Source organism: Salmonella sp. SAL00653, from assembly GCF_046552515.1.
GTDB classification, from domain to species: Bacteria; Pseudomonadota; Gammaproteobacteria; order Enterobacterales; family Enterobacteriaceae; genus Salmonella; species Salmonella enterica.
Genome location: NZ_JBGDTY010000009.1, coordinates 58,303 through 79,225 on the forward strand (window position 1 = coordinate 58,303; position 20,923 = coordinate 79,225).

18 protein-coding genes and 1 pseudogene are annotated in these 20,923 nt (G+C 53.1%); 11 read left to right on the forward strand and 8 right to left on the reverse strand.

What is annotated here, in order from left to right; translation table 11 throughout:
* The first annotated feature begins 190 nt into the window (after positions 1–190).
* The 5 genes and pseudogenes from ACLJRU_RS12185 to pmrB all read left to right on the forward strand — a co-directional run bounded on the left by ACLJRU_RS12185 (position 191) and on the right by pmrB (position 5,952).
* Positions 191–953: pseudogene (locus ACLJRU_RS12185) on the forward strand (AraC family transcriptional regulator).
* A gap of 139 nt (positions 954–1,092) precedes the next feature.
* The gene (gene adiC / locus ACLJRU_RS12190; RefSeq protein WP_023235467.1) at positions 1,093–2,430 is read left to right on the forward strand and encodes an arginine/agmatine antiporter; all 1,338 of its coding nucleotides are present in this window, start codon (positions 1,093–1,095) and stop codon (positions 2,428–2,430) included.
* 133 nt (positions 2,431–2,563) lie between these two features.
* Positions 2,564–4,207, forward strand: a complete 1,644-nt coding sequence (gene eptA / locus ACLJRU_RS12195) for a phosphoethanolamine transferase EptA (protein ID WP_000919290.1) — start codon at positions 2,564–2,566, stop codon at positions 4,205–4,207.
* Positions 4,204–4,872, forward strand: a complete 669-nt coding sequence (gene pmrA / locus ACLJRU_RS12200; protein ID WP_001541322.1) for a two-component system response regulator PmrA — start codon at positions 4,204–4,206, stop codon at positions 4,870–4,872. Before eptA ends, pmrA begins: the two co-directional genes overlap by 4 nt.
* Positions 4,873–4,881: 9 nt before the next feature.
* Positions 4,882–5,952, forward strand: coding sequence for a two-component system sensor histidine kinase PmrB (gene pmrB / locus ACLJRU_RS12205; protein ID WP_001212189.1), 1,071 nt, complete (start codon positions 4,882–4,884; stop codon positions 5,950–5,952).
* Between the two features lie 7 nt (positions 5,953–5,959).
* On the opposite strand, the gene pmrR is transcribed toward pmrB, so the two are convergent.
* Both pmrR and proP read right to left on the reverse strand, forming a co-directional pair.
* Positions 5,960–6,049 carry an LpxT activity modulator PmrR gene (pmrR, locus tag ACLJRU_RS12210; RefSeq protein WP_000844398.1) on the reverse strand — a complete coding sequence of 30 codons (90 nt, stop codon included), beginning with the start codon at positions 6,047–6,049 and terminating at the stop codon, positions 5,960–5,962.
* A gap of 69 nt (positions 6,050–6,118) precedes the next feature.
* Positions 6,119–7,621 carry a glycine betaine/L-proline transporter ProP gene (gene proP, locus ACLJRU_RS12215; RefSeq protein WP_000919711.1) on the reverse strand — a complete coding sequence of 501 codons (1,503 nt, stop codon included), beginning with the start codon at positions 7,619–7,621 and terminating at the stop codon, positions 6,119–6,121.
* Between the two features lie 467 nt (positions 7,622–8,088).
* Here proP and ACLJRU_RS12220 point away from each other — a divergent pair, with 467 nt between their 5' ends.
* From ACLJRU_RS12220 to yjcO, 6 genes are all read left to right on the forward strand, one after another.
* The gene (locus ACLJRU_RS12220; protein ID WP_000056482.1) at positions 8,089–8,424 is read left to right on the forward strand and encodes a zinc ribbon domain-containing protein YjdM; all 336 of its coding nucleotides are present in this window, start codon (positions 8,089–8,091) and stop codon (positions 8,422–8,424) included.
* A gap of 119 nt (positions 8,425–8,543) precedes the next feature.
* On the forward strand, positions 8,544–8,987 hold the full coding sequence (gene yjdN / locus ACLJRU_RS12225) for a VOC family metalloprotein YjdN (RefSeq protein ID WP_001131301.1): 444 nt from the start codon (positions 8,544–8,546) through the stop codon (positions 8,985–8,987).
* 151 nt (positions 8,988–9,138) lie between these two features.
* The gene (gene phnO, locus ACLJRU_RS12230; protein WP_001526214.1) at positions 9,139–9,573 is read left to right on the forward strand and encodes an aminoalkylphosphonate N-acetyltransferase; all 435 of its coding nucleotides are present in this window, start codon (positions 9,139–9,141) and stop codon (positions 9,571–9,573) included.
* A 257-nt stretch (positions 9,574–9,830) separates the two neighbouring features.
* Positions 9,831–10,739, forward strand: a complete 909-nt coding sequence (lpxO, locus tag ACLJRU_RS12235; protein WP_000457036.1) for a lipid A hydroxylase LpxO — start codon at positions 9,831–9,833, stop codon at positions 10,737–10,739.
* A 354-nt stretch (positions 10,740–11,093) separates the two neighbouring features.
* On the forward strand, positions 11,094–13,241 hold the full coding sequence (locus tag ACLJRU_RS12240; protein WP_001541321.1) for a formate dehydrogenase H subunit alpha, selenocysteine-containing: 2,148 nt from the start codon (positions 11,094–11,096) through the stop codon (positions 13,239–13,241).
* A gap of 176 nt (positions 13,242–13,417) precedes the next feature.
* The gene (yjcO, locus tag ACLJRU_RS12245; RefSeq protein ID WP_000771454.1) at positions 13,418–14,107 is read left to right on the forward strand and encodes a Sel1 family TPR-like repeat protein YjcO; all 690 of its coding nucleotides are present in this window, start codon (positions 13,418–13,420) and stop codon (positions 14,105–14,107) included.
* 157 nt (positions 14,108–14,264) lie between these two features.
* Here the strand turns inward: yjcO and gltP are convergent, their stop codons facing one another.
* The 6 genes from gltP to nrfB all read right to left on the reverse strand — a co-directional run bounded on the left by gltP (position 14,265) and on the right by nrfB (position 20,906).
* The gene (gene gltP / locus ACLJRU_RS12250) at positions 14,265–15,575 is read right to left on the reverse strand and encodes a glutamate/aspartate:proton symporter GltP (protein WP_000793277.1); all 1,311 of its coding nucleotides are present in this window, start codon (positions 15,573–15,575) and stop codon (positions 14,265–14,267) included.
* A gap of 344 nt (positions 15,576–15,919) precedes the next feature.
* The gene (nrfG, locus tag ACLJRU_RS12255) at positions 15,920–16,540 is read right to left on the reverse strand and encodes a heme lyase NrfEFG subunit NrfG (RefSeq protein WP_000083231.1); all 621 of its coding nucleotides are present in this window, start codon (positions 16,538–16,540) and stop codon (positions 15,920–15,922) included.
* Complete coding sequence (gene nrfEF, locus ACLJRU_RS12260) at positions 16,537–18,759, reverse strand: heme lyase NrfEFG subunit NrfEF (protein WP_023235466.1); 2,223 nt, start codon at positions 18,757–18,759, stop codon at positions 16,537–16,539. The genes nrfG and nrfEF overlap by 4 nt, the downstream gene beginning before the upstream one ends.
* On the reverse strand, positions 18,752–19,675 hold the full coding sequence (nrfD, locus tag ACLJRU_RS12265; RefSeq protein WP_023235465.1) for a cytochrome c nitrite reductase subunit NrfD: 924 nt from the start codon (positions 19,673–19,675) through the stop codon (positions 18,752–18,754). The genes nrfEF and nrfD overlap by 8 nt, the downstream gene beginning before the upstream one ends.
* A complete protein-coding gene (gene nrfC / locus ACLJRU_RS12270) occupies positions 19,672–20,343 on the reverse strand; it encodes a cytochrome c nitrite reductase Fe-S protein (RefSeq protein WP_001278022.1) in 672 nt (223 codons plus the stop codon). Before nrfC ends, nrfD begins: the two co-directional genes overlap by 4 nt.
* On the reverse strand, positions 20,340–20,906 hold the full coding sequence (gene nrfB, locus ACLJRU_RS12275; protein WP_000115065.1) for a cytochrome c nitrite reductase pentaheme subunit: 567 nt from the start codon (positions 20,904–20,906) through the stop codon (positions 20,340–20,342). The genes nrfC and nrfB overlap by 4 nt, the downstream gene beginning before the upstream one ends.
* Positions 20,907–20,923: the final 17 nt, after the last annotated feature.

The window sequence follows — 20,923 nt, forward strand, 5'->3', positions numbered from 1 at the left end:
TACAAAAATGACAAGTTTCCACTCGCGTACAACTTTTTGTACACCCTAATTCATCGTACAAATATTGTAATATTATTCAGGAAAGTTATTTTAGTGCAGTTTCAATTCATCACACAATTGACTCAGTCCCCGTTATCTCTCCCGTTTGGCGAGATCCGGTCTTTTATGTTCATATTCCAGGAGTTCGGGTATGAGGATTTGCAGCAACGAACCTTGCATAGTGTTATTAACCGAAAAAGATACATGGTTACGAGTAAATGGTAAGGAGCCAATCAGCTTAAAAGCGAATCATATGGCCATTCCTGGCTTGTGAAAATAACGTTATTGACATTTCATCATTAAATAGCGTGCTAGTAATACAAGTGAGTCGCAATAATATTAAAGACTATTTACAATTCCTGAATAAAGATCTCTCACACCTTCCCGTCTGGCAACGCAACGCCGATCCCTTATTGACCGCCAACTGTCTGACGCCGGATATCTTCAGGGTCGCCGCCCGCTACAGCGCGATGGAAACACCGGATGAAATTGTTAGTGAACGTACCCGTGCGCTCCTTTTCACCGTTTTATCCCGCTTTCTTGACCACAAAAAATTTATTTCTTTGTTAATGCACATGCTGCGCAGCCGCATCAGTGACAGCGTTTACCACATCATTCAGAGCGATATTCATAAAGACTGGAATCTGAGCGCCGTTGCCAGCTGCCTGTGCCTGAGTCCAAGCTTGTTAAAGAAAAAGCTCAAAAACGAGAATACCAGTTATAGCCAAATAATCACGACCTGCCGAATGCGTTATGCCGTAAACCAATTATTAATGGACGGAAAGAATATCTCTCAAGTCTCACAGCTGTGTGGGTATAACAGCACATCGTACTTTATTTCCGTGTTTAAAGAGTTTTATGGTATGACCCCCCTGCATTATGTTAGCCAACATCGGGAACGATCGGCTGCCTAATTTTTCTACACTCAACGATAAGACACGATAATAACAGCATTGGCGATAACCCGTCTCCGACATAATTCAGCGGCATTCTGAGGGGGTATGATACGACGTAATTTATCGTAACGAAGTCACCTTTTCAGGAGTCCAAATTATGTCTTCGGATGCTGATGCTCACAAAGTGGGCCTAATCCCCGTCACCTTAATGGTATCGGGGAATATTATGGGTTCAGGGGTATTCTTACTCCCTGCCAACCTGGCGGCCACTGGCGGGATTGCAATCTACGGATGGCTGGTCACTATCATCGGCGCCCTGGCGCTGTCGATGGTTTATGCCAAAATGTCGTCCTTAGATCCCAGTCCCGGCGGTTCTTATGCCTACGCACGCCACTGCTTCGGGCCGTTTTTGGGCTATCAAACGAACGTGCTGTACTGGCTGGCATGCTGGATCGGTAATATCGCGATGGTCGTTATCGGCGTCGGCTATCTGAGCTATTTCTTCCCGATTCTGAAAGATCCGCTGGTATTAACGCTTACCTGCGTCGCGGTGCTGTGGATTTTTGTTCTGCTGAACATCGTCGGGCCGAAAATGATTACCCGCGTACAGGCCGTCGCCACCGTACTGGCGCTGGTGCCTATCGTAGGGATTGCGGTCTTCGGCTGGTTCTGGTTTAAAGGCGAAACCTATATGGCGGCCTGGAACGTGAGCGGCATGAATACCTTCGGGGCGATTCAAAGCACGTTGAACGTCACGCTATGGTCATTCATCGGGGTAGAAAGCGCCTCCGTTGCGGCCGGTGTGGTCAAAAACCCGAAACGCAACGTGCCTATTGCCACCATCGGCGGGGTACTGATCGCCGCCGTCTGCTATGTGCTCTCCACAACGGCGATTATGGGGATGATCCCCAACGCGGCGCTGCGTGTGTCGGCATCGCCTTTCGGTGACGCGGCGCGTATGGCGCTGGGCGATACCGCAGGGGCTATTGTTTCCTTCTGTGCGGCAGCGGGTTGCCTGGGCTCTCTCGGCGGCTGGACGCTGCTTGCCGGTCAAACCGCAAAAGCGGCGGCGGACGATGGTCTCTTCCCGCCGATCTTCGCGCGGGTTAATAAAGCCGGTACGCCAGTAGCTGGGTTGCTTATCGTCGGCGTGCTGATGACTATCTTCCAGTTCAGCAGTATGTCGCCGAACGCCGCGAAAGAGTTTGGTCTGGTCTCCTCCGTGTCGGTTATCTTCACCCTAGTGCCTTATCTTTACACCTGTGCCGCGCTGTTACTGTTGGGCCACGGTCACTTTGGTAAAGCGCGCCCGCTGTATCTGCTGATTACCTTCGTCGCGTTTGTGTATTGCATCTGGGCGGTCATCGGTTCCGGCGCCAAAGAAGTGATGTGGTCGTTCGTCACGTTGATGGTGATCACCGCGCTGTATGCGTTGAACTACAACCGCATTCACAAAAACCCGTATCCGCTGGATGCGCCGGTTAAACAGGATTGACCACGTGTAGTTAATGTTATCGCAACAGGCCGGATAGCGCAGGTTATCCGGCCGCCACCAACATTAAGTTCTTAAGGTTCACTTAATTTTACTTTGTCACGATTAGCGTCACCGAATCGATGGACGCATCAACATGTTAAAGCGCTTTCTTAAAAGACCTGTTCTTGGGCAAATCGCCTGGCTTCTGCTTTTTTCCTTTTATATTGCCGTCTGCCTGAACATTGCGTTCTACAAGCAGGTACTACAAGACCTACCGTTAAACTCGCTGCGCAATGTGCTGGTGTTTATTTCCATGCCGGTCGTCGCGTTTAGCGTGGTCAATAGTGTGCTGACGCTGGCCTCATTTATTTGGCTAAACCGACTGCTGGCCTGCGTTTTTATTCTGGTCGGCGCTGCCGCGCAGTATTTTATTTTGACTTACGGCATCATCATCGATCGCTCCATGATCGCCAATATGATGGATACCACGCCCGCGGAAACCTTTGCGCTGATGACGCCGCAAATGGTGCTGACTCTGGGATTAAGCGGCGTTCTGGCAGCCGTGATTGCCTTCTGGGTCAAAATCCGTCCGGCGACGCCGCGCTTACGTAGCGGGCTTTACCGCCTGGCCAGCGTCCTGATCTCTATTTTATTAGTTATTCTGGTCGCCGCCTTTTTCTATAAAGATTACGCCTCGCTATTTCGAAATAATAAACAGTTGATCAAAGCGTTAAGCCCATCGAACAGTATTGTCGCCAGTTGGTCATGGTATTCACATCAACGGCTGGCGAATTTGCCGCTGGTACGCATTGGCGAGGATGCCCATCGCAATCCATTAATGCTGAAAGGCGATCGCAAAAACCTGACGATTCTCATCGTTGGCGAAACCTCGCGCGGCGATGATTTCTCTCTTGGCGGCTATCCGCGCGACACCAATCCGCGGCTGGCGAAAGACGATGTAATCTATTTCCCGCATACCACCTCTTGCGGTACGGCGACCGCGATCTCCGTTCCCTGCATGTTTTCTGATATGCCGCGCAAACATTATGACGAAGAGCTGGCGCATCACCAGGAAGGGCTGCTGGATATTATCCAGCGCGCGGGGATTAACGTACTGTGGAATGATAATGACGGCGGCTGTAAAGGCGCATGCGATCGCGTTCCGCATCAAAATGTCACCGAGCTAAACCTGCCCGGACAATGTATCGACGGCGAGTGCTACGATGAAGTGTTATTTCACGGTCTGGAAGACTATATCGACCATTTGAAAGGCGATGGCGTTATTGTATTACATACCATCGGCAGCCACGGCCCAACCTATTACAACCGTTATCCACCGCAGTTTAAAAAATTTACCCCAACCTGTGACACTAACGAAATTCAGAACTGTTCCCAACAGCAGTTGATCAACACCTATGATAATACCGTGCTGTACGTGGACTATATTGTAGATAAAGCCATTAACCTGCTGAAATCTCATCAGGATAAATTCACCACCAGCCTGGTCTATCTTTCCGATCACGGCGAATCATTGGGTGAAAATGGCGTTTATTTACACGGTTTGCCGTATTCCATTGCGCCGGATACGCAAAAACATGTCCCGATGCTCATTTGGCTTTCTAAAGATTATCAACAGCGTTATCAGGTGGATCAGGCCTGCCTGCAAAAACGGGCGAGCACGCTGGATTATTCACAGGACAATCTTTTCTCAACCATGCTGGGATTAACCGGCGTACAAACGACGTATTACCAGGCCGCAGATGATATTCTGCAACCGTGCAGGAGACTAAGCGAATGAAGATACTGATTGTTGAAGACGACACGCTATTATTACAGGGGTTAATACTCGCCGCGCAAACCGAAGGCTATGCGTGTGATGGCTTTTCGACAGTGCGTGCCGCCGAGCATAGTCTGGAGTCTGGTCATTACAGTCTGATGGTGCTGGATTTAGGGCTGCCCGATGAGGATGGCCTGCATTTCCTGACGCGAATCCGACAGAAAAAATATACCCTGCCAGTACTCATTCTGACCGCCCGCGATACGCTCAATGACCGCATTACCGGGCTGGATGTCGGCGCAGATGATTATCTGGTTAAACCCTTCGCCCTGGAGGAGCTGCACGCCCGCATCCGCGCACTGCTGCGCCGCCATAATAACCAGGGTGAAAGTGAACTGACGGTTGGCAATCTGACGCTCAATATAGGCCGCCATCAGGCATGGAGGGATGGACAGGAACTGACCCTGACGCCTAAGGAGTACGCGTTGCTCTCACGGTTGATGCTCAAGGCAGGCAGTCCGGTGCACCGGGAAATTCTTTATAACGATATCTACAACTGGGATAACGAACCCTCGACCAACACTCTGGAAGTGCATATACATAATTTGCGCGACAAAGTCGGCAAGTCGCGCATTCGCACGGTTCGCGGGTTTGGCTACATGCTGGTTGCCACTGAGGAAAGCTAAGTGAGCCTGATGCGTTTTCAGCGAAGAGCGATGACCCTTCGCCAGCGTTTAATGCTGACAATTGGTCTTATTCTGCTGGTGTTCCAGTTAATCAGTACCTTCTGGTTATGGCATGAAAGCACTGAGCAAATCCAATTGTTCGAGCAGGCGCTGCGGGATAATCGCAACAACGATCGCCATATCATGCACGAAATTCGCGAGGCGGTCGCCAGCCTGATCGTCCCCGGCGTATTTATGGTTAGCCTGACGCTGCTAATTTGTTACCAGGCGGTACGGCGTATTACCCGTCCGCTCGCCGAACTGCAAAAAGAGCTGGAAGCGCGGACGGCGGATAATCTGGCGCCGATCGCCATTCACAGCTCCACGCTTGAGATTGAGTCCGTCGTCTCGGCGATCAATCAACTGGTTACGCGTTTGACCACCACGCTCGACAATGAACGCCTTTTTACCGCCGATGTGGCCCATGAGCTACGCACGCCGCTGTCGGGGGTGCGTTTGCACCTGGAATTATTGTCAAAAACCCACAATGTTGATGTCGCGCCGCTTATCGCCCGTCTTGACCAGATGATGGATAGCGTCTCCCAGCTTCTGCAACTGGCGCGCGTGGGCCAGTCATTCTCTTCCGGGAATTATCAGGAAGTAAAACTGCTGGAAGATGTGATCCTCCCCTCCTACGATGAGCTGAACACCATGCTGGAAACGCGCCAGCAAACTCTGTTGCTGCCGGAAAGCGCGGCGGACGTGGTGGTGCGCGGTGATGCGACGTTACTGCGTATGCTGTTGCGAAATCTGGTGGAAAACGCGCATCGCTATAGCCCTGAAGGAACCCATATCACTATCCACATTAGCGCCGACCCCGACGCTATTATGGCGGTCGAAGACGAGGGGCCGGGTATTGATGAAAGCAAATGCGGGAAGCTAAGCGAAGCGTTCGTGCGGATGGACAGCCGTTATGGCGGAATTGGCCTGGGGCTGAGTATCGTCAGCCGCATCACCCAGCTACATCAGGGACAGTTTTTCCTGCAAAACCGTACGGAAAGAACAGGCACCCGTGCCTGGGTGCTGTTGAAAAAGGCATAACAGGCGTTTAATACGTCATGACCCACACATAGATAAAACTGCTGACAATCAGCACACTACACAGGGTCGTCAAACTTTTATAAATATAGCTTTTCATGACGCTCTCCTCCAAAGGTATGGAGGAGAGTATGCCCGCGAGAGATTAAGCGAACCTTAAGCGCGAAATTTATTCATCGATACGCGGATGTTGCTGTACCAGACGCGAACGTTTGACCTGCAGCTCCGCAATTTCCTGATCGATGTCGTCGATTTTCTGCTCAATATTATCGTAATGCTCACCCAGAATTTCCTTCGCTTCCTGGATGTCCGACGCCGCTGGCGTTGCGCCTTTTAGCGGACGATTGGCCGTCTCTTTCATGGAAATACCGGTAACCAAGCCTATCACCGCGATGACCATCAAATAATACGCCGGCATCATCAGATCCTGCGAGCTTTCCACCAGCCAGGCCGCCAGCGTTGGCGTCAGACCGGCAATCAATACAGAGATATTAAAAGCCGCCGCCAGCGCGCTGTAACGAATATGCGTCGGAAACATCGCCGGCAATGTCGAGGCCATCACCCCGGTAAAGCAGTTCAGAATCACCGCCAGCATCAACAAACCGGCAAAAATCAGGCCAATAACGTTACTGTTAATCAGGATGAAGGCCGGGATCGCCAGCGCGAACAGCGCAATGCTGCCCATAATAACAAATGGACGTCGACCGAAACGGTCGCTCAGCAGCCCCATCACCGGCTGCACAAACAGCATCCCGATCATAATGGCGATGATAATCAACACGCCGTGATCTTCAGAATAGTGCAGGTTATGCGACAGGTAGCTCGGCATGTAGGTGAGCAGCATGTAGTAGGTCACGTTGGTGGCAATCACCAGACCGATACATGACAACAGGCTACGCCAGTGTTTGGTGGCAATCTCTTTAAAGGAGACTTTCGGCCCATCCTGCAACCCTTCGCGGTCGCCCTGCTCCAGTTTATCCACGTGCTGCTGAAACGCTGGCGTCTCCTCCAGCGCATGACGTAAGTAGAGACCAATAATCCCCAATGGCAGGGCGATAAAGAACGGAATACGCCAGCCCCACTCCAGGAAATTCTCCTCGCCGACAATCGTCGAGATCAAGACCACCACGCCCGCGCCCAGCACGAACCCGGCGATAGAACCAAAATCCAGCCAGCTTCCCATAAATCCGCGTTTACGATCCGGCGAATATTCCGCGACAAAGATCGACGCGCCGGTATATTCCCCGCCAACCGAGAAGCCCTGCGCCATTTTACACAGCAACAACAGTATTGGCGCCCAGATACCGATCGTCGCGTAAGAGGGGATTAACCCGATACAGAAGGTACTGATCGACATAATCACAATCGTGATCGCCAGGATCTTCTGGCGCCCGTATTTATCGCCGAGCATACCAAAGAATAACCCGCCGAGCGGACGAATCAGGAAGGGAACGGAAAACGTGGCCAGCGCGGCAATCATCTGGACGCTGGGATCGGCGCCGGGGAAAAAGACTTTACCCAACGCGTAGGCAACAAATCCATAAACACCAAAATCAAACCACTCCATCGCGTTGCCCAGCGAGGCGGCGGTAATCGCTTTGCGAAGTTTACCATCATCAATGATGGTCACATCGCCCAGTGTAATCGGTTTTATTTTTTTCCTTTTCAGCATAGCTGTCCTCATAGGCTAAGCCCTGTAGCGCTATATACGGCGGGCACTCGCATACCGCGCCAGCGTCGCCGTCGAGCGGAGGGAGGGGCGCGAACGCTATCCCTCATACAAGCGTAGCAGGTTTACTTACACTGTCCGGTTACGGACTGTACAACCGAACCTGTTGACGCCTGAATGGGCAGTTAATGACCTTTTTACCCTAACAGGGTTTAAATATGTGATCAACTTCACACATATATGTCAATTCGGTCAAAAGGTGTAAATAAGGACGCCCTAATGCGCTGTGGTGACAATAAAAAAGCGGTTATTTGAGTGTAAACCATTGCTGACTGGCGTGGCGCAGACCCTTTTATAAAAGCGGCAATAGTCCCGACAACGCTAAGGATTTTGTGTATAATTGCGGCCTTTTTCGGCGATCTGCCATTTTTGGGCGCGTTTGCCCCCGCTGACTTTTTGAGGATATCAACATGTCATTACCCCACTGCCCGCAATGTAACTCCGAATATACCTACGAAGATAACGGCATGTTCATCTGCCCGGAATGCGCTCACGAATGGAACGATGCGGAACCCGCTCAGGAGAGCGATGAGCTGATTGTCAAAGACGCCAACGGCAACCTGCTGGCAGACGGCGATAGCGTCACCATCGTGAAAGATCTGAAAGTAAAAGGCAGCTCTTCCATGCTGAAAATCGGCACCAAAGTGAAGAACATTCGTCTGGTTGAAGGCGACCATAACATCGACTGCAAAATCGATGGTTTTGGCCCGATGAAACTGAAATCCGAGTTCGTGAAAAAGAACTGATTTACCGTGTCATTGCCCGGTAGCGCCTCGCTTACCGGGCCTGAGCGGCCCTGCCACCGACAATATTGTGCCAATTTCGAACTACACTTAACGAGCATCTCTTACCTGAGGTAACCATCATGCCGTTAAGTCCCTATCTCTCTTTTGCCGGCAACTGTGCCGACGCCATCGCGTATTATCAACAAACGTTAGGCGCAGAACTGCTTTATAAACTCAGCTTCGGTGAAATGCCCCCCTCGGCGGCGGATAACGAAGAGGGCTGCCCGTCAGGAATGCGCTTTCCCGATACTGCTATCGCCCACGCCAACATGCGTATTGCCGGCAGCGATATCATGATGAGTGATGCCAGCGCGTCGGGAACGGCGCATTATTCCGGCTTTACGCTGGTGCTTGATACCCAGGATGTAGCAGAAGGGAAGCGCTGGTTTGATAACCTTGCCGCACAAGGGCAAATCGAAATGGACTGGCAGGAGACTTTCTGGGCGCAGGGTTTCGGCAAGGTCAGCGATCGTTTCGGTGTGCCGTGGATGATTAACGTGGTTAAACATCAGCCTGCCACCTAACTCCCCGGGAGGCTCGCCCTCCCCCTTGCCATCAGAGTGATCTTTGGCTGCACGTTATCCGCCGTTTAACTGTCATAGAATAAATAATGACGGTAGTTTGCTACAGTCTGGCGAAAGATGGTTGATCCTGATGAGGCGTCGGGAGGACGTTATGCCAGTCTGTGAATTACGCCACGCGACAACAGAGGATACCGATTCTGTTTACGCGCTTATCTGTGAGTTACTTAAAAATGAGCTTGATTATCAGGCTTTCAGGGATGGATTCGCCGCTAATTTACTGGACCCCAACGTTCATTATCGTTTAGCGCTGCGCAACGGAGAGGTGGTCGGCATGATCAGCCTGCATATGCAGTTTCATCTCCATCATGCCAACTGGATTGGCGAAATTCAGGAGCTGGTGGTATTACCGCCGATGCGGGGACAAAAAATTGGCAGTCAGCTTCTGGCCTGGGCAGAAGAAGAAGCACGTCAGGCGGGCGCCGAGCTAACGGAGCTTTCCACAAATATTAAACGCCGCGATGCACACCGTTTTTATCTTCGCGAAGGTTACAAGCAAAGTCATTTTCGGTTTACGAAAGCATTGTGATCTGGCAGCCGTCATCGGGAGATAAGGCATAACGTAATCAGCCATCACCGGGTGAAGTAGCGGAGTCATCTCAATTCTACTGTCGACAAGCCTGGATAAAGGTTAAACGGGCTGACTCGCTTCTTTAGCAAAAATGGCCCTTTTAAGTTGTAGAAATGTAAATTTATTGTCAACGAACTACACTTTTCTCTTTGGCATCACCGGGAGGGTTGCCTGAAAATCCCGGGATGAGGTTTTCTTAGAAGGACAGTGACGTTATGTTCGCAGCAATCATTATCGGTATTTTTATTATCAGCGTCATTTATGCGCATTCACGCGGTGTGGAAAAACAAAAACTTTCCCGTCAACTCTTTGACCACTCGACGTTTATGGCGCCGATCAATATGTTCATGACTCGCTTCTCAACGTTACCGGCAAAGCAGCCGTACTTTGATACCACGGCATTTCCAGAACTGCAGAAGCTGACGGAAAACTGGCAGGTGATTCGTGAAGAGGCGCTACGGCTTCAGCATCACATAAAAGCCGTGCAGGCCAATAACGACGCCGGATTCAACACCTTTTTCAAGCGCGGCTGGAAACGGTTTTACCTTAAATGGTATTCCGATGCCCACCCGTCGGCGGAAACGTTATGCCCGATAACGACAAAGCTGGTCAACAACATCCCCTCTATTAAAGCGGCGATGTTCGCCGAGTTGCCTCCCGGGGCCTATCTGGGAAAACATCGCGACCCCTATGCCGGTTCAGTACGTTACCATCTTGGATTAAGCACACCGAATGACGACCGCTGTTTTATTGAAGTTGATCGACAGCGCCATAGCTGGCGCGACGGCGAAGCCGTCATCTTCGACGAAACCTACGTTCATTGGGCGGAAAATAAAACTGAGCAGACGCGTATTATCCTCTTTTGCGATATTGAGCGTCCAATGAAATGGCGCTGGGCGCAGAGCGTAAACCACTGGGTCGGCGCATCGTTGATGTCCGCCGCCAGTTCGCCAAACGACGAGAACGATCGCACCGGTGCGATTAATCGCATCTTTAAATACGTTCACGCAGCACGCGATGCCGGGCAACGGCTGAAAAAGAAAAACCGCACTCTCTATTACGCGCTGAAATATCTCGTTATTGCCGCTATTTTTGCCGCGATAATCCTTTTCAGCCTCCTCTGAAGCCGGGCCGCGGTATGGAACTGCCTGCCGCGGCCTGTTCTATCCTGGCGTTAGTCTCAAAGCGTTCCCTGGCCTTGAGTCTATCCATCCGGGTAATTTCCACTTCAGGCAGAGCAGATTGCCGGATGGCGGCTCCGCCTTATCTGGCCTGCGCTCAGCGTTTCTCCCCATAATAAATGTCATGCGGTATTTTCTTTCGACACGTCAAAACTGACGATAGCCTGTTTTTCGTCAGGGTTTTGAGCAAAATTCGCCCGTAATATCAGGGAAAGCCCATACTAAAAAAGTGGCATAAAACATGCATACTGAGGGCGACAGCGCGTATGCGCGATTTGATTAACTGGAGCGAAACCGATGAAAAAAGTCGTCACGGTTTGCCCGTATTGCGCATCAGGTTGCAAAATCAATCTGGTGGTCGATAACGGCAAAATCGTCCGGGCTGAGGCGGCGCAGGGGAAAACCAACCAGGGTACCCTGTGTCTGAAGGGCTACTACGGCTGGGATTTTATTAATGATACCCAGATCCTGACCCCGCGCCTGAAAACCCCAATGATCCGTCGCCAGCGTGGCGGCAAACTGGAATCTGTTTCCTGGGATGAAGCGCTCAATTACGTCGCTGAACGTTTGAGCGCCATCAAAGCGAAGTACGGTCCGGATGCAATCCAGACAACCGGCTCCTCTCGCGGTACCGGAAATGAAACCAACTATGTAATGCAAAAATTCGCACGCGCCGTTATTGGTACCAATAACGTTGACTGCTGCGCTCGCGTCTGACACGGCCCATCGGTTGCAGGTCTGCACCAATCGGTCGGTAACGGCGCAATGAGTAATGCGATTAACGAAATTGATAACACTGATTTAGTGTTCGTCTTCGGGTATAACCCGGCGGATTCCCACCCTATCGTGGCGAATCATGTAATTAACGCTAAACGCAACGGGGCGAAAATTATCGTCTGTGATCCGCGCAAAATTGAAACCGCGCGCATCGCTGACATGCATATCGCGTTGAAAAACGGCTCGAATATCGCGCTGCTCAACGCCATGGGGCATGTCATTATTGAAGAAAACCTGTACGACAAAGCGTTTGTCGCCAGCCGTACCGAAGGTTTTGAAGAGTACAGTAAGATTGTCGAAGGCTATACGCCGGAGTCCGTCGAAGAGATCACTGGCGTGAGCGCACAGGAGATTCGTCAGGCGGCGCGGATGTATGCCAGCGCGAAAAGCGCAGCGATCTTGTGGGGTATGGGCGTCACCCAGTTCTATCAGGGTGTGGAAACCGTGCGTTCACTGACCAGCCTCGCGATGCTGACCGGCAACCTCGGCAAGCCAAGCGCGGGCGTTAACCCGGTTCGCGGCCAGAACAACGTTCAGGGCGCGTGCGATATGGGCGCGCTCCCGGATACTTATCCGGGCTACCAGTACGTTAAGTTCCCGGAAAACCGCGAGAAGTTCGCTAAAGCCTGGGGCGTAGAAAGTCTGCCTGCGCATACCGGCTATCGCATCAGCGAGCTGCCGCACCGTGCGGCGCATGGCGAAGTGCGCGCGGCGTACATTATGGGTGAAGATCCGCTGCAAACCGATGCGGAACTCTCTGCAGTACGTAAAGCGTTTGAGGATCTGGAACTGGTCATCGTGCAGGATATCTTCATGACCAAAACCGCGTCGGCGGCGGATGTGATTTTACCCTCCACCTCCTGGGGCGAGCATGAAGGCGTCTTCTCTGCGGCTGACCGTGGCTTCCAGCGCTTCTTTAAAGCCGTTGAACCGAAGTGGGACCTGAAAACCGACTGGCAGATTATCAGTGAAATCGCCACCCGGATGGGCTATCCGATGCACTACAACAACCCCCAGGAGATCTGGGATGAGTTGCGTCATCTGTGCCCGGATTTCTACGGTGCCACTTACGAGAAAATGGGCGAGCTGGGCTATATCCAGTGGCCGTGCCGCGACACGTCGGATGCCGATCAGGGAACCTCGTACCTCTTTAAAGAGAAGTTCGATACCCCCAACGGTCTGGCGCAGTTCTTCACCTGCGACTGGGTAGCGCCTATCGATAAACTCACCGAAGAGTACCCGCTGGTACTGTCGACGGTGCGCGAAGTCGGCCACTACTCCTGCCGCTCAATGACCGGTAACTGTGCGGCGCTGGCCGCGCTGGCCGATGAACCGGGCTATGCGCAAATCAATACCGCCGACGCCGCGCGTCTGGGCATTGAAGATGAAGCGCTGGTGTGGGTTCATTCGCGCAAAGGTAAAATCATCACCCGCGCGCAGGTCAGCGATCGCCCGAACAAAGGGGCGATTTACATGACCTACCAGTGGTGGATTGGCGCCTGTAACGAGCTGGTGACTGAAAACCTCAGCCCGATTACCAAAACGCCGGAGTACAAATACTGCGCCGTACGCGTTGAGCCGATCGCCGATCAGCGAGCCGCCGAGCAGTATGTGATTGATGAGTACAACAAGCTGAAAACCCGCCTGCGCGAAAGCGCAATGGGTTGATCTGCCGGATGGCGGCATCAGAATGCTTTATTCGGCCTGCGTCTACTGTAGGCCTGATAAGATGCATTAGCATCGCCATCAGGCATTTTCCCTATAACAGCCTCCGCCCGGAGGCTGTTTTTTTATCCATACGATCTCTTTATACTGTCTTTTCCGTACCCTAAATAAAATTCAAAATGAAACTACTTCTTGCATTGATGTTGTTTATGACATTCTTTGCCCATGCCGCAGATCCTGAGCCGGGTAGCCAGTATTTGCAGGCAGCAGAGGCAGGTGACAGACGCGCACAATATTTTCTGGCCGACAGTTGGTTGAGCTATGGCGATTTGAACAAAGCTGAATACTGGGCGCAAAAAGCCGCCGACAGTGGCGACGCCGACGCCTGCGCGCTACTGGCGCAAATCAAAATCACTAATCCGGTAAGCCTGGATTATCCCGACGCGAAAAAGCTGGCTGAAAAGGCGGCTAACGCGGGCAGTAAAGCGGGAGAAATTACGCTGGCGCGGATCCTGGTCAACACCCAGGCCGGGCGCCCGGACTACCCAAAAGCCATCTCGCTGCTGCAAAAGGCCTCTGAAGATCTGGATAACGACTCCGCGGTGGATGCGCAAATGTTGCTTGGCCTGATTTACGCCAACGGCGTGGGCATTGCCGCCGATGATGAAAAAGCCGCCTGGTATTTCAAACGCAGTTCCGCCATTTCCCGTACCGGCTATTCAGAATACTGGGCGGGAATGATGTTTTTAAACGGTGAACCGGGCTTTATTGAAAAGAATAAGCAGAAGGCGTTGCACTGGTTGAATCTAAGCTGTCTGGAAGGGTTTGATACCGGTTGCGAAGAGTTCGAAACGCTAACAAATGGCTGATGTTTATTGTCGGATGAACGTAGTCGTTGTAGGCCTGATAAGCGTAGCGCCATCAGGCAACCCGGAGTAGGTTGCCGGGTGGCAGCGTGAACGCCTTATCCGGCCTACATTCTCTTTCGCTGTAGGCCGGATAAGCAAAGCGCCATCCGGCAATCCGTTATTGGGCGGTTTTATCAAATTTGCCCAGCACGTCGCGCTCGTAGGCCAGCGCTTTTTTGCGGTCAAACTTGTGTTCCCACTTGGCGATCACCAGCACCGCCAGCGCATTCCCCACCACATTTAGCGCAGTACGCGCCATGTCGAGGATACGGTCGACACCAGCGATAAACGCCAGCCCTTCCAGCGGAATGCCCACGCTGCCCAGCGTCGCCAGTAACACCACGAAGGAAACGCCTGGCACGCCGGCAATCCCTTTCGACGTCACCATCAGCGTCAGCACCAGTACAATTTCCTGCCACAGCGACAGGTCGATACCGTATAGCTGCGCGATAAAAATGGCGGCGATGCTCTGGTATAACGTGGAGCCGTCGAGGTTAAATGAGTAACCGGTCGGTACCACGAAACTGGTGATAGAGGCTGGCGCGCCGTAAGCTTCCATCTTCTCGATAATGCGCAGCAGTACGCTCTCGGAGCTGGCGGTCGAGTACGCCAGAATCAATTCATCTTTCAGAATGCGAATCAGAATCCAGATACTTAACCCGCACAGGCGCGCCACGATGCCCAGCACTACAAGCGCAAAGAAGATAATGGCAAAGTGTACCAGCAGCACCAGTTTCGCCAGCGGCCACAGCGACGCGAAACCAAAATTCGCCACCGTGACGGCGATCAGCGCAAAAACGCCCACTGGCGCATAGCGCATCACCATATGGGTGACTTTAAACATGGTTTCAGAGATGGAACGAAATACCGTCACCAGCGGTTCGCGGTGCGTTGCCGGCAGGGACGACAACCCCAGCCCAAACAGGACCGAGAAAAAGATAATTGGCAGCATATCCCCTTTGGCCATCGATGCGATGATATTGGTCGGCACCAGCGACAGTATCGTCCCCATCAGCCCATGCGCATGACTTTGTACTTCCGCCGTGGTGTTCTGGTATTTCGAAATATCGACGGTCGCCAGTTGCGACATATCAATGCCTGAGCCTGGCTGAAAGACATTCGCCAGCGTAATGCCGAGGATAATCGCCACCGTGGTGATCAGTTCAAAATAGAGAATGGTTTTGGCGCCGATACGGCCTAGCTGTTTTGCATCGCCAACGCCGGCGATGCCGACAATCAGAGTCGAGATCACGATCGGCACGACGATCATTTTAATCAGATGGATAAAGATATCGCCAGCAGGCGACAGCAGGTTGGCAATCAGCCATTCACGACTGTCACTGTGATAATGCAGATAGCTGCCCAACAGAATGCCCAGCACCATAGCCAGCAAAATTTGCCAGGCCAGGCTGACTTTCAAATTTTTCATAACAACAGACTTCCTCGATGAAGCGTTGCTCTCCGCCGAAAGCATGAGAGCAATACATACTGAAAGGGTATGATTTGTGTTGCGTTGGTTTGTAGAGTTTTTTAACGCGCATAATCAGTATCATTTGCATAGCGTCTTGCGCAACCCTTTCATAACAGGGCTTTTGGCTGTTTTTATGCATAATAACGCGATTTTATGGCGTTAATAATGAATAACTATTTGTTATGGAAAGTTTTTTACTTCGTCAAAAACGAATAATACACTGAGGTAATTAATTTTTACTTGTGTCTCATTCGCCGTTTTTTTAAACAGCACACATGACAAAAGTCACAAAAAAGAAAAAATTATTTCTGCCGATTTTGTAACAATTTAGCCAAATTAATGGCCTCTACCAGCTGCGCGCGGTTCACTCGCGGCGAGTTGGCATCCAGTAAGGTTTGCCACAGCGACACGGCTTGCGCATAATCCGCCTGCATAAACGCATCCGCCGCCAGCAGCATCTGCGCGGTCACTTCTGTCGCATCCAGCGCTAACGCTTTATTAATCATTTCACGCGTCGCAGGCGTCATATGTTGCCCGGCCTGGTAATACAGCACCGTTGCCAGCGCGGCGAAAAGCTGCGCGTTATCGCCTCGCAGACGCAACGCCTGACGATATGCCAGCAGCGCATTGTCATACGCATTGCGATAGAGATAATACTCGCCCAGCCGTGCCCATTGCTCTCTATCCTGCGGATTGGCGCGGATTTTTTCTTGCAGCCTGGAAAGCTGCGCCTCTGGCGTTTGCGGGTTCGTAAAGTCACGTAGCGGATCGGCCAGACGCTGTTGCTCGCTACGTACAGCCTGCCATTTCGGCGTCAACAGATAGCCGCCGACACAGGCAGCCACCATCAATACCGCCGCAGCCGCCAGGCGCTTTACGGGCATGGGACGTAACGGCGCAGTGGAGTGTTCAGACTGGCTCATTGTTCCCCCTTTTCTGCGTGCTGACGCTTTCTCACCCGCCAGGCCACCACACCCACCAGCAATAACAGCAGGTACGGCAGCGTCCACAACAGCAGCGTTTGCTCATTCAACGGCGGGTTGTAGCGTACGAAATCACCATAACGGTCGGTCATCCAGGCGGTGATTTCCGCTTCGTTTTTACCTTCGGCCACCATGCTGTAAACCTGATGGCGCATACTGACCGCCACGGGCGCATTGGATTCCAGCAAATTCTGGTTCTGACACTGCGGACAGCGCAGTTGACCGGCAATAGATAGCGCTTTTTCCTGCTGTTGTGGATTGTCAAAGCGCCAGGTATCCACCACCTGGGCGTGGGTGCTAAAAGGCAGAAAAATCAGAAAAGCCACAAGTAACATCGTCTTGCCGGATGGCGGCGTAAACGCCTTATCCGGCCTACCATGCTTTTCACTCATAGGCCTGATAAGCGCAGCGCCATCAGGCAATAACTCAGGATGCTTCCTCCCCCGCCATCCGCTCAGCAGCGCGCCACACACCATCAACAATCCCCCACCCCAGATCCAGCGCACGCCGGTCTGCACGTATAAGCGCATGGCGTAACGATCCGGTCCGGTTTTTTCGCCCATCACCGCGTACCAGTCATGTAGCAGGTTCCAGTGAATCCCCGGCTCCATCATCTGTTGACGACGCGCGGCATAGAAGCGCCTTTCAGGCTGCAGGCTGCCAATGCGTTTTTCATTTCGCCACAACGTGATCCGCGCTTTTTCACTGGTGTAGTTGCCTTTGGCCTCCAGATCCAGACGCTCGAAACGAAAGGTATAGCCCGCCAGTACTACCTGCTGACCGGGGCTGAGGTTAAGGCTGATTTCATGCCGACTACCGCTGGAAACCATGATCCCGGCGGCGAAGATAAATACGCCCGTATGCGCCAGCAATGCCGGAAGCTGACAACGCACAGAGACTTTGCGGCTTCTGATTGTCGCCAGCACGATAACTACCAGCATCAGCAGGCCAAACGGCAGCGTGACGCGATTAAAATAGGGCGCGCCCACCGAAAGCCTTCCCCAGCCCATCAAACCATAAATCATGGGGTAGAGCGTCCCGACCAGCACGATCAACAAGACGGCGCTAAAGAGCAGCAGCGTCGTCAGAATGAGCGTTTCGCACTTTCCGCCGCCCAAACGCGTCGCCGGATACGGCTCCCGCGCCCGCCAGCCGTACAGAGCAAGCGATGCCAGACTTAACGCGGCAAAAAGGGTAAACAGCGGCACCGCGCGCACGTTATCCAGCGCAAAAGCATGGACGGAAAGCAGAATGCCGGAACGCACAATCAGCGCTCCCAGCAACGAGAGGATCAGCGTCAGTATCGCCAGCAGCAACGACCAGTGACGGAAGCCCCCGCGCTGGCGGCTGACATACAGACTGTGCAGCAACGCGCTGGCGGCAAGCCACGGCAACAATGAGGCATTTTCCACCGAGTCCCAGAACCACCAGCCGCCCCAGCCCAGTTCGCAATACGCCCACCACGATCCGAGAATGATCCCCAGCGTCAGAGCGCACCAACTGGGTAACGCCCAGCGCCAGCAAACCCAGGCGGTTGCGGCGTTAAAGCCGCCGCACAGTAGCGAAGCCAGCGCTACGCTCGCCGCGGTCATCAGGCCGCCATAACCCAGATAGAGCAGCGGCGGATGTAAGATCAGCCCCAGATGTTGCAGCATGGGATTAAGGTCGCGCCCTTCCATGGCGGGAGGGAAAATACGCAGGAACGGATCGGACCACAGCACAATAAATAGCAGCAGCGAAGCCATAATGAGGGACAAGATGCTCAGGGTCAGCGGAAAAAGCGCGTCAGATTCATGCCGGGAGCGCCAGGCGAATAGCGCCGTCCATCCCGAAAGAAGCAGCGCCCACAGCAGGAGCGAGCCTTCATGACCGCCCCATACCGCCGCCAGTTTCAGTCCCCATGACAACTGACTATGGCTATGCTGCGCAACATAAACGACCGAAAAATCGCTGGTCAGAAAACAGCTAACCAGAATCGCAAACGCCAGTAGCAGCAGCGTGAACGCCGTCCACGCGCCGCAGGTCGTCAGGCGCATGACGCCGCGCCAGTGCAGCCCCATCCCGCACCACGTCGCCAGCGGGGTCAGCACGTTGACCCCGAGACTCAACAACAGCGCCAGAAATCCGGCTTCAGGAAGGAAGATGTCCAGATTATGCAACCGTTAGCTGTCCCGCATAAAGAATGAAAAAGCGCAGCAGCAGCACGCCGTGAAACGTGACGCTACGGTTTGCCCAGGGCTTCAGCAGCAGCGGGATAATCAATCCCAGCCCTACGACCCCAAGCCAGAACCACCAGCTCCAGAATCCGCCGCCCAGCGCCGCCGCCAGCGCGCGCATTTTGCCGTCATCGCCCAGCGCCAGCCCGATAAAAAAGGCCGCCAGCAGGAAGATCTCCAGCCATACCACCGGGGTTTCCATGCGATGTACAAAGCGCGCCTCGGTGCTGTGCGGGTTGCTACGATGGCGTAACGCCATAGCGATCAGCGCCACCGCCGCGCCGGAGGAGATGCCGGAGAACAGGAACAGCGCCGGCAGGATCGGGTTATTCAGGAACGGATAGGATTTCAGCGCCGACAGCAGAAAGCCGGTATACGCCCCGAGCAGAACCGCCAGTACCAGCATTAACGTCTCCAGCACGCGATGAAACGGCGTTATTAGCGCCAACACTTTCTGCACGAGCTCTAACCGCGGCAGCCAACGCTGCTGCAGGGCAATCACCTCTTTTTCAAAGATTTTTGCCAGCCACAGCACTAACACCACCATGTAGAGCTGGAACAGCATCCCCCCCATCGACATCACCGAGGTAAAGCTGTAGTGGAACATCAGCTTCCAGAAGGTCCACGGGCGCGTCAGGTGGAAGACCAGAATCAGCAGACCGAAGATAATCGCCCCCGGCCCTAACACCAGCGTAGTGCGCAGCAGCGTGCTGTCCGAACCGCCCGCCTCCGGATGGAAGCGACGCAGCAGAATCGCCAACGTGACCAGTCCGGCGGAGATGCCAATCAGAAACAGATAGATGGCGATGGGCCAGTCCCACACCAGTGATGCAAAATGAAATGGAGAAGCGGATGTCATTGGCTCACCTCCCCATAGTTAAAGGGAACGCGGTAGACCTTCGGTTTTGTGCCCAGCGCCAGCTTGTAACGATAGGTGGTTTTTTGCCGCAACAAACGGGAGATATCGCTGTTGGGATCGTCCAGATTACCAAACGTCAGCGCCTTCGTTGGACATGACTCAACGCAGGCGGGCTGTTTGCCCGCTTTCAGGTTGATTTTCCGGCAGAAATCGCACTTATCCGCCGTCTTACTGACCGGATGGATAAAGCGCACGCGGTAGGGACACGCGGCAATGCAGTACTGACAGCCGACGCAAAGGTCCGGGTTCACGTCGACAATACCACTGGCGGCATCGCGGAATGATGCCCCCGTCGGGCAGACGTCAACGCAGGGGGCATGGTCGCAATGCTGGCACGAGTGGCGGAAGAAGCGATATTTCACATCAGGAAACGTCCCCTGCGGCTCGCTGCGAATAATCGTCAGGCGCGATACGCCTTCCGGCACGTTGTTGACTTCCCGACAGGCATCCATGCAGGCCGTGCAGCCGATGCATAATGACTCATCGTGTACCATGCCATAACGCACGCCGTTAATATTCAACGTGTTCGCTACAACGCGTCCTGCCATCCCACTGACCGCCGCCAGCGCGCCGACGCGGGTAATAAATTGACGTCGGGTGCAACTCATGGCTGCTCCTTAAGCAACGGAACGGACGCCGGATTAAAGTGCGGGTTAGTACGCTGATCGCTGTGGCAATCCACGCATATTTTGATCCGCCCTTTCTCGCTTAGCGTCTGCATCGTGTCTTGCTGCGGATGCAGGGAATGGCAACTGGCGCAGGTCACTTTAGTAACATGAACATCGTGCGGCCAGAACGCTTTTTGCAGTTGTTCAGGCAAGTGGCAGGACATACAGACGCTGTTCTGCTGCTCTACCGTATACATCGGGTCGTTAAAACGCATCACATCTTTCACCCCTTCACGGTGGTGAAGCGACGGTTGACCGTGGCAGTTGGTACAGGTTATCGGCAATTTATTGTTCGGGTTGATAGCGCCCGTATGTTTACCGTGCATACCTTCGGTGTCCGGCTTGTGACAGTCCAGACAGGCAGCATCCGGATTACGCTGCTGGGTGACCGTCCAGCGTTGATCCGACTCCTGCGGCGTTGGCGTGGCAGTAATTCCACTCAGGCTCCAGAACAGGCCTGACGCCAGCACCCCAGCAGTTAATAACGAACGTAATACGCTCATATTCACTCCGTTGAGTT

Bases quoted from the DNA above. Each gene is read 5' to 3' on its own strand.
- adiC (WP_023235467.1), top strand. From the start codon at position 1,093: ATGTCTTCGGATGCTGATGCTCACAAAGTGGGCCTAATCCCCGTCACC.
- eptA (WP_000919290.1), top strand. From the start codon at position 2,564: ATGTTAAAGCGCTTTCTTAAAAGACCTGTTCTTGGGCAAATCGCCTGG.
- pmrA (WP_001541322.1), top strand. From the start codon at position 4,204: ATGAAGATACTGATTGTTGAAGACGACACGCTATTATTACAGGGGTTA.
- pmrB (WP_001212189.1), top strand. From the start codon at position 4,882: ATGCGTTTTCAGCGAAGAGCGATGACCCTTCGCCAGCGTTTAATGCTG.
- pmrR (WP_000844398.1), bottom strand. From the start codon at position 6,049: ATGAAAAGCTATATTTATAAAAGTTTGACGACCCTGTGTAGTGTGCTG.
- proP (WP_000919711.1), bottom strand. From the start codon at position 7,621: ATGCTGAAAAGGAAAAAAATAAAACCGATTACACTGGGCGATGTGACC.
- ACLJRU_RS12220 (WP_000056482.1), top strand. From the start codon at position 8,089: ATGTCATTACCCCACTGCCCGCAATGTAACTCCGAATATACCTACGAA.
- yjdN (WP_001131301.1), top strand. From the start codon at position 8,544: ATGCCGTTAAGTCCCTATCTCTCTTTTGCCGGCAACTGTGCCGACGCC.
- phnO (WP_001526214.1), top strand. From the start codon at position 9,139: ATGCCAGTCTGTGAATTACGCCACGCGACAACAGAGGATACCGATTCT.
- lpxO (WP_000457036.1), top strand. From the start codon at position 9,831: ATGTTCGCAGCAATCATTATCGGTATTTTTATTATCAGCGTCATTTAT.
- yjcO (WP_000771454.1), top strand. From the start codon at position 13,418: ATGAAACTACTTCTTGCATTGATGTTGTTTATGACATTCTTTGCCCAT.
- gltP (WP_000793277.1), bottom strand. From the start codon at position 15,575: ATGAAAAATTTGAAAGTCAGCCTGGCCTGGCAAATTTTGCTGGCTATG.
- nrfG (WP_000083231.1), bottom strand. From the start codon at position 16,540: ATGAGCCAGTCTGAACACTCCACTGCGCCGTTACGTCCCATGCCCGTA.
- nrfD (WP_023235465.1), bottom strand. From the start codon at position 19,675: ATGACATCCGCTTCTCCATTTCATTTTGCATCACTGGTGTGGGACTGG.
- nrfC (WP_001278022.1), bottom strand. From the start codon at position 20,343: ATGAGTTGCACCCGACGTCAATTTATTACCCGCGTCGGCGCGCTGGCG.
- nrfB (WP_000115065.1), bottom strand. From the start codon at position 20,906: ATGAGCGTATTACGTTCGTTATTAACTGCTGGGGTGCTGGCGTCAGGC.